This window comes from Arthrobacter sp. (genome assembly GCF_030540645.1).
Taxonomy (GTDB): domain Bacteria; phylum Actinomycetota; class Actinomycetes; order Actinomycetales; family Micrococcaceae; genus Specibacter.
On sequence record NZ_JAUNVV010000102.1, the window covers coordinates 1 to 11612 of the forward strand.

An 11612-nucleotide genomic window follows, 5' to 3' on the forward strand; every position below is an offset into this window, starting at 1 on the left:
CCGGTGAGCCAGATGAAGGACGGAACGCCCGTGGACCGGGCCAGAATGAACGCGTCCGAGCTGGCGAGCTGGTTGCGGCGGCGGGTGTGGACGGCTGCGACCTTGAAGAAGTCGCGCACGGACCCGACGCCCAAAGCGATGCCAAGGGCCAGGATGACGTAACTGACGGTGACAGGGTCGGCGAACATGACGAGGGACTGGGCGATCGCGGCGCTGAGCAGTGCCACCACGATGCCGGTGAAATTGCGCAGGAAAATCAGCGCCACCAACAAGATGAGCGCGCCGATGGACGCCGCCGCCCCGGCCCATCCAGCGGACACCGACCACACCAGTGCGGTACCAACCACCGCCGGTGCCGGGTAGCCCCAAAAACCCGACCATGTGGCACTGAATCCGCGCCGACCACTGCTGACCAGCTGGCCGGAATGGTCCAGCCCAATCTTCAGGCCGTGGATGTACCGGCCCGTCATGAGTGCGGCGAAGGCGTGGCCCAACTCGTGCACAAACGTGACGTAGAGACCGAACCAGCGCCACGTCGCGCGCGGAATGCTCAGCACCACGGCGGCCGCGACAATGCCCAGCAGCAACAGTGCCGGGACGGTGGGGGAGCCGGTGCGGGCAAAGCCGGAAAGCACGGCCTGCCACCAGGAGTCCACGGCACGGAGGGATTCATTCATCACCCAAGGAATCCTATGCGAGATGGCTGGTGATGCCCTGACGGAGCAGCGAAAGTGTCAGCCTGCAGGCCCTGTGCCGTGCCTTTCGGGCTGCGGCGGTAGGCTGACAACCGTGAACCCCTCCCCGAAAGAAATCCGCCGTTTCGAACTGATCCTGCACAAGCGCTGGCCTGGCTGGTTGCCGAAGCCGACCGTCGTCGTCAACGGCACGGCCCAGCCAACCCAGTGGGGCACGCGGAACTGGAAGGTGCCCGGAACCGGCCCCGCCACCGTGACGATCTTCCTGTTCAACCGGATGTGGCGGTTTGGCGAGGCGGAGTTCACCGTGGGACCCGGTGACGGGCAACAGTTCAGGTATTCAGCGCCGTGGCTGCCGTTCGGGCCGGGGAAGGTCCGCCAACACCACTAACCTGCCCGCAGCGTTGGATCATGAACCTTCAGACCAGCACGCCTGATACACCCGTTCCACGATCCCTTTGCGCGCGTCCCGCCCAATCACGGTGGGCAGCAGCGGGTACACATGGACTTGGCCCTCGAGCTGGATGAACTCGACGTCGACGCCCGCCGCCGCTGCCTTCTCGGCAAAAAGACGACCGTCGGGGTTGAGGATGTCACGTGTTCCGGTGAAAAGTGTGATGGGACCCAACCCTTCCAGCACCCCGTTGAGGGGACTGACGACGGGGTCGTTCACGTCCAGAGTGTCCTTCCACAGGTCGATGAAAAGCTGTGTGCCCCTGGTGCCGAGCCAGGGGTCGCTCGGTTGCACAACGGCAATGTCGGGATTCTTCATGGACAGGTCGACGGCCGGGGAGATGGCGATGGTCCGGGGCAGGGTGACGCCGTGCCGGTCCCGAAGCTGCAGGACACTCGAGAGCACGATCTGCCCTCCCGCAGAGTCCCCGGCGAGGACCGCGGGCCCATGCGTCCGGGTGGCAGCGAGGACCGCATCGGTGACCCCTTCAATGACGTCCTTTGCCGTTCCGTAAGGGACGAGGGGGTAGATGAGCACCTGGACGGTGGTCCTGGCTTCGGCGGCTATTTGGGCCGCGAGCTGCCAGTGCTGCAGCATGATCTCGCCAACCCAGCCGCCGCCGTGGACATACAAAACGCTGCCGCGGGGGCTCGCATTGCGGGGCGTGAGCGTGTACACGGGCCAGCCCGCACTATTGCGTGCGGCCGAGACGGTGACGTCCGACCTGAGCAGGCGGGGCGGCCCGTAGGGCCGGGGGCGAAGGGTGCGAGCACGGAGGCGGGCACGTGCCCCGGCTTCCGTTGCAAAGACTGCATTTGCTTTCGCCAGGCGCAGCCCCACCGGTATGAGTCGATCAGGAAGGATCATGAGTCAGGACGATTCTTATCAGTTGTTGTTGGCCGCAAACGTGGAAAACTGCCAAGCTTGCGGCCAGAGATTGACTACACGGACATCATAGTTGAATGCCCGCCGGCACGTCCGGGAGGGGCCGGTGTACGTACGACGCCGGACCCCTCACCTTGGGCTGGCTGGCTCGCCCTACTTTTGCGCGTCCACCAACGCTTCCCCCTCATCCGCGGAAAGTGGTGCTGCCGCAACCGTGGCGGCTGCTGCACGCTTGTCCCGGTAGCGCACCAGCCTGACGGCGTTGACAATGACCACCAGGACGCTGATCTCGTGGACCAGCATGCCCGTTGCCATGAACACCTGGTGTGTGAGCACCCCCGCCAACAGCAGCACCACAGTGCCCAGGGCAATGACGGTGTTTTGTTTCATGTTCCGCACTGTGGCCTTCGCCAGGGAGTACGCGTGCACCAGCTGGTCAAAACGGTTGCCCATCAAGATGACATCCGCCGTCTGGATGGACACGTCCGTGCCGGCGCCCATGGCCAGTCCGATGTCCGCCGTGGCAATGGCCGGGGCGTCGTTGATACCGTCGCCCACCATGGCCACCTTGTGCCCTGCCGCCTTCAACTCCGTCACGATGCGGACCTTGTCCTGTGGCAGGAGTTCCGCCTTCGCCACGTCGATGCCGAGCTCTGCGGCGACGAGCTCCGCCGTGTGCCGGTTGTCTCCCGTGAGCATGTAGAACTGCTTGATGCCGGCGGCGCGCAGTGCGGCGATCGCCTCACGTGCCTCGGGACGGATCTGGTCGGCGATGGACACCACGGCCGCCAGCACACCGTCGATCACCACGAACACTGCTGTGTTGCCCAAGCGCTCGCGGTCCACCGCGTGTGCATCGGTCGAGTCTGCCAGCAGAACGCCCATGGCGGCCAGCACCCGGCGTGAGCCGACAGCCACCTGGTGCCCGTCAACTGCACCGCGGATGCCTCCGCCCTTGATGACCTCCACATGCGTTGGGTGGGCTGTGACGTCCATGCCGCGTTCGACGGCTTGCTCAACGATGGTCCGGCCCAGCGGGTGTTCGGAAGCCAGCTCAAGGCGGGCCGCAAGCGCTAGGGCGGTGTCGGCGTCGAACATTCCCACGGGGTGGACTTCTGTGACTTCCGGCCGTCCCACGGTGAGCGTGCCGGTCTTGTCAAAGACAAGGGTGTCGACCTTGGACAGGCGTTCCAGCGCGTCCCCGCCCTTGACGAGCACGCCGTGGCGGGCGCCGTTGCCCAGCCCCGCCACCATGGAGACGGGGGTGGAGATGACGAGTGCGCCGGGGCAGGCGATGACAAGGAACGTCAGCGCGAACTCGATGTCGCGGGTGAAGACCAGGACCGCGGCGGCCATCACCACAATGGCCGGCGTGTAGATCTGCGCGAACTTGTCCAGGAAACGCTGCGCCTTCGTCTTGGTTTCCTGCGCCTCCTCGACCAGCTCAATGATCTGCGCGAACGTGGTGTCATCTCCCACTTGTTCGGCCGTGACGCCGATGAAGCCGTTGTCCACGATGGTGCCGCTGTAGACCCGGTCTCCCACGGACTTGGACGCCGGGACGGGTTCACCGGTGATGGTGGCCTCGTTGATGAGCCCGCGGCCCGTGGCGATGACGCCGTCCACGGCGATCTTGCCACCTGACTGGACCACCAGGTGGTCACCCACCACGACGTCGTCCACGCCCACGGTGAGTGTCACGCCGTCGCGCACCACCTGCGCCTCCTGCGGCGCCATGTCCACCAGCTCACGCAGTGAACGACGCGTCTTCTCCAGCGTGCGGGCCTCCAGCCAGGCGCCGAAGATGAACAGGAAGGAGACCACGGCGGCCTCGACGTATTCGCCGATGATCAGGGCCCCGACGACGGCGATGGTCACCAGTAGGTCGATGCTGAACGCCTTCGCACGCAGCGCCTGGAATGCCCGGATGGCGGTGGGGACGCCGGCGGTGATGGCGCTGGCGAACAGAACGACGTCCCGCGCCGGGAACAGTTCCAGTAGATGAAGGATCAACGCTGCGATCAACATGATGCCGGTCGCGGCGGCGATCCGGGCTTTGGTCCTGCCAGTCATGATGCTCCTTGGCTCCAACGGTGGTGCCCGGCCGGTGTGGCCGGGTTCTCAACTGTTGCCTTGAGCTTGCCAAGAATGGGGGCCGGTCGCCTTGACCGGGGTCAAGAATGCGTGAACTGCTTGGAGCCGGAAGGACCTAAGGCTGGATGTGCCCAGGGTGGACGCGCCTAGAGTTGCTGGAGTGCCGTAACGTCAAGAATTTCCACCGTGCGCCGCGGTTGCATGCGGATCCAGCCGGCGGACTCAAACTGGGTGAACTTGCGGCTGAGCGTTTCCGGAGTCAGGCCCAGAAAGGAGGCCACGTCCTTCTTGGCGATGGGTAGAACCACCGTGGTGGCGCCATGGTCCTTGGAAATGCCCTGCGCCCCGGCGAGCTCCAGCAGGTACCCGGCAATCCTGTGCTCGGCACCCTCCCCGGCAAAGATACTGACCTGGCGTTCGGTGTTTTCCAGCCGGTTGCTGAGGGTTTCAAACATCTTGTACGTCACGGTGGGGAAGCGGAGCAGGTAGTCACGCAGGTCGTCATGGTGAAGCGTGCAGATATCCGCCGCGTCCAAGGTGCTGGCGAAGTGGTCGGCTGGCGCGCCGCTGATGAAACTCGTGTCTCCGAGGAAATCGCCTTCGCCCAGCACACGGATCAGCTGCTCATGGCCGGACTCGCTGATGCGGTACACCTTCACGTGCCCGCTGTGGATGATCATCAGGTGCGGGTTGCTTTCACCAGCCCCGTACAACTGCTCATTGCGGCGGTGGTGGCGCAACTTCACGCGGCCGGCAATGTCCTTAAGTTCGACGTCGTCCAGCTGGCTGAAAATGGGAACACGCCCCACCAGAACTTCCAGTGGGGCGTGTCCGGGGTGGGATGCGTGATCTTCCATGACCCCAGTCAACCAGTTGTCCGGGTCAACCGGCTAAGCGGCGACCTTGTGGGACAGGACCGGGTAGCCCAGCGCCGTGATGGACTTGGCGATGGCATCGGCGGTGACCAGGGTGTCGTCGAAAATCACCTTCACCTTGCTGGAGTTGAACATGACCTTGGTTTCGCCAACACCGTCCAACTTGCCAACCACGTTCTCGATCTTGGTGATGCACGACGGGCAGGTGAACGGTTCGGTTTCAAATTTGGCGGTGCGCATGATCTGCTGGCCCTTTCCTTGTGTCTGGATCCTTGATGGTGTTACCAGTACACCCGGTTCCGCATGCCGCCGCCTTGACGTGGGTCAAGAACGTGAAGGCTTCTTTGCCGGGATGCTTCCCCACCGTCCCCACCCGAAGAAGGCCAGGACTGCCATGGCGAAGAACAGGAAGATCAGCACCGATCCTCTCGCGGTGAGCACCGTGGCCCCAATGCTGGCCAGTGCTGAAACGGCGATCAGCAACCAAGCCCAGCGGCTGCGGTGGGCAAGACCAAGCAGACCCGCCGGCAGCAGCCCAAGAAGGAAACCGGAGATCAAGGACATGAGCAGCAGCCCAAGGCTCAGCTGCATGCCTTCGCCATACGCGACGCGCAGCGAAACAACGGGAATCAAGGACGCCAAGGCGAAAACGGCTGCCATGGCCAGCGGAGCCAGGATCGTTGAGGCGCTGAAACGGTGCAACGTGATGCCGCGGGTTCTTGGTGCAGTGAGTGGGAACTTTTGGAAGGACAGCAGTCCGTAAAAGCCAAGACCAATGCCAAGAACCATTGGGATGAGAGCGCCTATGGCAAACAGGATCAGGGATTGGGGCGTGGGTGCCCCCGTCGTGAGCAGGCTCAGCAGCGTGGACAGCCCGGAGAACAGGAACGAGCCAGTCACCAGCCACCAGCCCAATTCATGACGTCGGGCTAGGAATGCCAGTGCCCCGCACATCGCAAGAGTCCCCACCACTGACATGGCCACAATGACTGTGTCGAAGGGGCCGGTCATGCGGCCGAATAAAAGTTCACTCATTCCATCCATGCATTCAACCCTAGGTGGAAGGCACGGCAACTTCGTCATGGTGGTGATCCGTACCGCAATATGTTCCAGAGAGCGGCTTGCCGTGCTTGGATAAGACGAGACGCGCGAAAGGTAAGAAATTGAACATGGCCCGTGGAATTTATGTCAGTGCCACCACACCTGGTTCAGGTAAAACGTTGGTGTCCTTGGGATTGGCGGACGCCCTTCACCGGCGCGCGGGCAGGATCGGCTTTTTTCGCCCCATCACTTCCGCTGAGGATGCCGAGAGCGATCCCACGGTGACCATGCTGCGCCGCATGTACCAGCTGGACCCTGAAGTCTGCCGTGCAGGGCTGACAAGCACCGAGGCCCGCGCCCTGCTGGCTGCCGGCCGGCGCGAAGAAATCGATTCCGTTGCCGTGGACATTTTCAGCGAGATTGCCAAGAAGTGCGACGTCATCATTGTTGAAGGCACCGAGCTGAGCGGCCAGAACGCGGCGGTTGAGTTTGACCTCAATGCCCGCCTGGCGAACAACCTCGGCGTGCCCATACTGGCGGTGGTGGGTGCCGGTGGCCTCGACCCCGAAGAGATCGCCGATGCCGTCGACGTTGCCCGCAAGGAACTCGCCTCCGAAAACTGTTCGCTGCTTGCCATGATGGTCAACCGTGCGGAACCGTCGCAAATGGAGGCCATCAAGGCTGCCATACGCCCCGGCCGCAGCCACCGCCCCGTGTATGTGATCCCGGAAATTGCCGAGATTTCCCGCCCCACGGTGGGCGAAGTGGCCACCGCCTTGGGCCTGCGCCAGATGGCCGGCAGCCCCGAGCTCGACCGGGACGTCCACGCCATCAAGGTCGCGGCCATGACCGTGGGCAACTTCCTGAACCTCCTTGAACCCAACGACCTGGTCATTGTCCCCGGAGACCGCGCCGACGTCATGGTCGCCTCGCTCGCCTCCGCGTTCTCCCCGGAATTCCCGGTCCCCAGCGGCATGGTTCTCACCGGCGGCCTTCCACCGGACCCGCATGTGCTGCCGTTCCTGGCGCACGCACCGTTCCCCGTCTTCTCGGACGACGACGACACATACAGCACCGCGCATGCCATCAGTGCGGTGCGTAGTGAGATCACCACGGGGCAGCGCCGCAAGGTGGCAGCCGCCATGGGTGCCTGGGCCCGTAACGTGGACGAGGCGGAGCTGCTGGAACGACTGACGCTGCCCCGACCCGAAACGATGACGCCGCTGCGTTTCCTGCACGAACTCATTGAACGCGCCCGCAGCGAACGCAAACACATCGTGCTGCCCGAAGGAACCGACGGGCGGGTGCTGGCGGCCGCTGAAATCCTGCACCGCCGCGACGTGTGCGACCTGACCGTCCTCGGCTCGGTTCAGGACGTTGAGGAAGTGGCAGCCGCCCACGGTGTGGAGCTGAGTGGAATCAACATCGTGAACCCGGCCAGCTCACCGCTGCACGAGGAATTTGCCGTGGAATACCAACGGCTGCGGGCACACAAGGGCGTGGATTTGGCCCGGGCCCGGGAGATCATGGTGGACGGTTCCTACTTTGGCACCATGATGGTCCAGCTCGGCTACGTGGATGGCATGGTCTCGGGCGCCGCCCACACCACCGCCAACACCATCCGACCCGCGCTCGAATTCGTCAAAACCCGCCCAGGGGTCCGCATCGTGTCCTCGGTGTTCCTCATGCTCCTTGCTGACCGGGTGCTGGTGTACGGCGACTGCGCCGTGAACCCGGACCCCAATGAGGAGCAGCTGGCTGACATCGCCATTGCCTCGGCGGAAACCGCAGCCCAGTTCGGGGTGGAGCCGCGCATCGCGATGCTCTCCTACTCCACAGGCGGATCCGGTTCGGGTGCTGCGGTCGACGAGGTGCGCAAGGCCACCGAGCTGGCCCGTGCGGCCCGCCCGGACCTGGCGATCGAAGGTCCCATCCAGTACGACGCCGCTGCAGACGCCACCATTGCCGCTTCCAAGCTGCCGTCCTCCACCGTGGCCGGGCAGGCCACGGTGTTCATCTTCCCGGACCTGAACACCGGCAACAACACGTACAAGGCGGTGCAGCAGTCATCGGGTGCCGTGGCCGTGGGCCCCGTGCTGCAGGGCCTGAACAAGCCCATCAACGACCTCTCCCGCGGCTGCACCGTGGAAGACATTGTCAACACGGTGGCCATCACGGCCATCCAGGCTCAAGGCTCACCCACCCAAGTGAAGGATTCCTAATGCGCGTGCTGGTCATCAACTCAGGTTCCTCCTCACTGAAATACCAGGTGCGTGACACCGACACCAACGAGGTGGCCGCCACGGGCCTGATCGAGCGCATCGGTGAAGGTGGGCAGGGCCCGGCCAACCACGGCGAAGCCATGGACCAGGTGGCCGCCGTGCTGGAAGCCGAGCTGGCAGAACGGCCGCTGGACGCCGTCGGGCATCGTGTGGTGCACGGTGGGGAGCGCTTCAGTGAACCGGTACTCGTCAACAATGAGATCACCCGTGCCATTGAGCGGCTGAACCCGTTGGCTCCGCTGCACAACCCCGCCAACGTGTTGGGGATCCGCGCCATCACCGCCAAATGGCCGAACATGCCACAGGTGGCCGTTTTTGACACGGCTTTCCACCGCACGCTGCCTGAACATGCCTGGCGGTACGCGGTCCCGGATGCGCTGTACCGCAAGTACGGCATTAGGCGCTACGGCTTCCACGGCACCTCGCATGAGTTCGTGACGGGGCGTGCCGCCGAGTTGCTGCAGACGCCGCTGGAGGAATTCAACGCCGTGGTGGCCCACTTGGGCAACGGGGTTTCGCTGACGGCCATCCAAGGCGGCGCCAGCATTGACACGTCCATGGGGTTCACTCCGCTGGAGGGTCTGGTGATGGGCACCCGTAGCGGCGACATTGACCCCTCAATCTTGATCTTCCTGCAGCGCCAAGGCATGTCCGCGGACGAAATTGACACGCTGCTGAACCGCAATTCCGGGCTCAAGGCGCTCTTTGGCGACAATGACATGCGCGCCATTGTGGACGCTGCCGAAGCGGGGGATGAGCACGCACGAACAACGCTGGCCATCACCTCCTACCGGTTGGCCAAGTACATTGGCAGCTACCACGTGGCAGTCGGTGGTGCCCACGCGCTCATCTTCACGGCCGGTATTGGCGAGAACTCCGCCGCCTTCCGCCAGCTGGTCGTGGACCGGCTGGGTGCCCTCGGCATGGTGCTCGACGCCGAAGCAAACCTGGTGCGCTCGAGTGAACCGCGGGTCATCAGCTCAGCCGAGTCGGCCATCCCCGTTCTGGTGGTGCCCACTGATGAGGAGCGGGCCATCGCAGAGGCGACGACCGCTGTCGTACTTGGCGCCCATGGTTGAAATTCCCTACCCGTTGACCACGGAGCGGCTGGTGCTGCGGCGCTTTGCCACCGAAGACCTGGATGCCTACTTCGCTTACCAGCGCCTGCCCGAAACGGCCCAGTACCTCTATGGGGAGGCCAGGACGTATGCGCAGTGCATGGGGCTGATCGCGAAATATGCGGAGGAGCCCTTTACCGGTCCGGGCGACTGGGCCTCATTTGCGGTGGAACGCATCGGGGTGCCGGGGCTGGTGGGGGAGATCGCACTGAAATGGAACGACGGCGGCAAGCCCGAAAGCGGGGATGCCACCCCCGGTAGGGTGGGCGAGATTGGCTGGACGCTGGCGCCGGAAGTACGCGGGCAGGGTTACGCCACGGAGGCTGCCCGGGCCGTGATGGCACTGGCTTTCGATCAGCTGGGCTTCATTCGTGTGGAGGCCCGGATCGACGCCAGAAACCGCGCGTCGGCAGCCATTTGTGAACGCCTCGGCATGCAGCTGGAGGGCGTGCTGCGGGAGAACATGTACCTCAAGGGCGAATGGACGTCCGAGGCCATTTACTCCGTGGTGCGCAACTAGCGGTGCGCAACTAACGGCCCGCGGGCGAATCAGCGCAGCTGCGGGGACATCAGCAGCATAGCCATTTGTGCGGGACCGTCGTAGGGTGGAATGCAAGGAAAAACCGCCACCCGAAGCCGTGTGAACCATGCGAAAAATCCTCAGCCGCTTGACGCTTTGCGCAACAACCACCGCACTTGTCGCCGCCTTTTGCGGGGTTGGCGCGGCACCGGCGGCGCCGGCCCCGGTCACGCAAGTGGCCGGCACAATGGCGGCAGCAGCAGTGTCGCCGGGGGTCCAGCTGTCCAGCATGACCATGGAGCAGCGGGTAGGGCAGCTGTTCATGGTGGCCGCCGACGCCACGGGTGCCTCCGCCGCGACCCTGTCCGCACTGTCCAACTACCACGTGGGCAACGTCTACCTCTCCGGGCGCAGCGACGCCGGCACTGGTGTGACGGCCGCCGTCGTGCAGGCCATGACGGTGGGAGTCTCTTCCGCGACCACAGGAAACGTCAAGATGCTGGTGGGCACAGACCAGGAAGGAGGCTACGTGCAGGTCCTCAGCGGTCCAGGATTCTCCACGATCCCCACGGCACTGTCCCAGGGCTCGCAGGCGCCAGCAACCCTGCAGGCCAATGCGCTGGCTTGGGGCAGCCAGCTGGCGGCCGCCGGTCTGAACCTGAACCTGGCGCCCGTGCTGGACACAGTGCCCAGTGCGGCTTTCGCTCCTTCCAACGCCCCCATCGGCTACTACCAGCGGGAATACGGCTACACACCCCAGGTAGTCACGAGCCACGGACTTGCGTTTGCCACGGGCATGACGCAGGCGAACATCGTCACCGCCGTCAAGCACTTCCCAGGGCTCGGGCGGGTCACGGCGAACACGGACACCAGCGGCAACGTCCATGACACCGTCACCACCAGCAATGACGCCTACCTGCAGCCGTTCCAAGCATCCGTCACGGCCGGCACCGGCATCGTCATGGTGTCAAGTGCGTACTACGACCAGATCGACGCCGCTCATATCGGCCCATTTTCCGCCACCATCATGCAGAGCATCTTGCGCGGAAACCTTGGCTTCAACGGCGTCATCCTCTCCGACGACCTCTGCAACGCCCAGCAGCTGGCGCCCTGGACCCAGGCCACGCGGGCCACGAGCTTCTTCAACGCCGGAGGGAGCATGCTCCTGTGCGCCAATCCGGCCAATATTCCGGCCATGTACAACGCGGTCCTGGGCCAGGCCCAATCCAGTCAGGCATTTGCGTCCGTGGTCAATGCCGCCGCGCTGAAGGTGCTCCAGCTCAAAGCAGCCGCGATCCCCGATGCGTTCGGCCCCGGCGCCACCTCGTACAAGACGGACTTCAACGGTGACGGCACCTCGGACGTGATCGCCCGTGACGCAGACGGGAATCTTTGGCTGTACCCCGGCAGTGGTGGCGGCGGCTGGCTGCCGCGGGTGCAGATTGGCTACGGCTGGAACGTCTACAACCTGGTGTTCAGCCCCAGCGACTTTAATGGCGACGGCAATGCTGACCTCATGGCGCGGGACGGTGCCGGGAATCTCTGGTTCTATGCCGGTACCGGGCATGGGAATATCTTGGCCAGGCTGCAGGCGGGCCACGGTTGGCAGGGGTTCACCGCCATGTTCAGCCCCGGGGACTTCGATGGC

At 64.3% G+C, this 11612-nt stretch carries 11 protein-coding genes; 5 read left to right on the forward strand and 6 right to left on the reverse strand.

Going from position 1 to position 11612, the window contains the following annotated elements:
* Nucleotides 1-677: M50 family metallopeptidase (locus Q4P21_RS14620; RefSeq protein ID WP_303389469.1), on the reverse strand; the 677-nt coding region annotated here is incomplete at its 3' end.
* A 112-nt stretch (nt 678-789) separates the two neighbouring features.
* Between Q4P21_RS14620 and Q4P21_RS14625 the strand changes: the two genes are divergently transcribed.
* Nucleotides 790-1086, forward strand: a complete 297-nt coding sequence (locus tag Q4P21_RS14625; protein WP_303389470.1) for a hypothetical protein — start codon at nt 790-792, stop codon at nt 1084-1086.
* An 18-nt stretch (nt 1087-1104) separates the two neighbouring features.
* Here Q4P21_RS14625 and Q4P21_RS14630 read toward each other — a convergent pair whose 3' ends face one another.
* From Q4P21_RS14630 to Q4P21_RS14650, 5 genes are all read right to left on the reverse strand, one after another.
* Entirely contained in the window at nt 1105-2016 is a 912-nt protein-coding gene (locus Q4P21_RS14630; protein WP_303389471.1) for an alpha/beta hydrolase fold domain-containing protein, read from the reverse strand.
* Nucleotides 2017-2187: 171 nt separating this feature from the next.
* Complete coding sequence (locus tag Q4P21_RS14635; protein WP_303389472.1) at nt 2188-4107, reverse strand: cation-translocating P-type ATPase; 1920 nt, start codon at nt 4105-4107, stop codon at nt 2188-2190.
* Between the two features lie 167 nt (nt 4108-4274).
* A complete protein-coding gene (locus Q4P21_RS14640; RefSeq protein ID WP_303389473.1) occupies nt 4275-4985 on the reverse strand; it encodes a Crp/Fnr family transcriptional regulator in 711 nt (236 codons plus the stop codon).
* A gap of 33 nt (nt 4986-5018) precedes the next feature.
* Nucleotides 5019-5243 (reverse strand): heavy-metal-associated domain-containing protein, encoded by a 225-nt coding sequence (locus Q4P21_RS14645; RefSeq protein ID WP_303389474.1) that lies wholly within the window; start codon nt 5241-5243, stop codon nt 5019-5021.
* 84 nt (nt 5244-5327) lie between these two features.
* Nucleotides 5328-6038 carry a hypothetical protein gene (locus Q4P21_RS14650; RefSeq protein WP_303389475.1) on the reverse strand — a complete coding sequence of 237 codons (711 nt, stop codon included), beginning with the start codon at nt 6036-6038 and terminating at the stop codon, nt 5328-5330.
* Nucleotides 6039-6172: 134 nt separating this feature from the next.
* On the opposite strand from Q4P21_RS14650, the gene pta reads away from it, so the two are divergent.
* From pta to Q4P21_RS14670, 4 genes are all read left to right on the forward strand, one after another.
* Nucleotides 6173-8266 (forward strand): phosphate acetyltransferase, encoded by a 2094-nt coding sequence (gene pta, locus Q4P21_RS14655; protein ID WP_303389476.1) that lies wholly within the window; start codon nt 6173-6175, stop codon nt 8264-8266.
* Entirely contained in the window at nt 8266-9405 is a 1140-nt protein-coding gene (locus tag Q4P21_RS14660) for an acetate/propionate family kinase (protein WP_303389477.1), read from the forward strand. The genes pta and Q4P21_RS14660 overlap by 1 nt, the downstream gene beginning before the upstream one ends.
* On the forward strand, nt 9398-9964 hold the full coding sequence (locus Q4P21_RS14665; RefSeq protein ID WP_303389478.1) for a GNAT family N-acetyltransferase: 567 nt from the start codon (nt 9398-9400) through the stop codon (nt 9962-9964). Before Q4P21_RS14660 ends, Q4P21_RS14665 begins: the two co-directional genes overlap by 8 nt.
* A 148-nt stretch (nt 9965-10112) precedes the next feature.
* Nucleotides 10113-11612, forward strand: a 1500-nt coding sequence (locus Q4P21_RS14670; protein ID WP_303389479.1) for a glycoside hydrolase family 3 N-terminal domain-containing protein, incomplete at its 3' end; no start/stop codon positions are given.

Coding starts and splice junctions, on each gene's coding strand:
- Q4P21_RS14645 (WP_303389474.1), bottom strand. CDS start 5,243: ATGCGCACCGCCAAATTTGAAACCGAACCGTTCACCTGCCCGTCGTGC.
- Q4P21_RS14630 (WP_303389471.1), bottom strand. CDS start 2,016: ATGATCCTTCCTGATCGACTCATACCGGTGGGGCTGCGCCTGGCGAAA.
- Q4P21_RS14650 (WP_303389475.1), bottom strand. CDS start 6,038: ATGAGTGAACTTTTATTCGGCCGCATGACCGGCCCCTTCGACACAGTC.
- Q4P21_RS14640 (WP_303389473.1), bottom strand. CDS start 4,985: ATGGAAGATCACGCATCCCACCCCGGACACGCCCCACTGGAAGTTCTG.
- Q4P21_RS14665 (WP_303389478.1), top strand. CDS start 9,398: ATGGTTGAAATTCCCTACCCGTTGACCACGGAGCGGCTGGTGCTGCGG.
- pta (WP_303389476.1), top strand. CDS start 6,173: ATGGCCCGTGGAATTTATGTCAGTGCCACCACACCTGGTTCAGGTAAA.
- Q4P21_RS14635 (WP_303389472.1), bottom strand. CDS start 4,107: ATGACTGGCAGGACCAAAGCCCGGATCGCCGCCGCGACCGGCATCATG.
- Q4P21_RS14660 (WP_303389477.1), top strand. CDS start 8,266: ATGCGCGTGCTGGTCATCAACTCAGGTTCCTCCTCACTGAAATACCAG.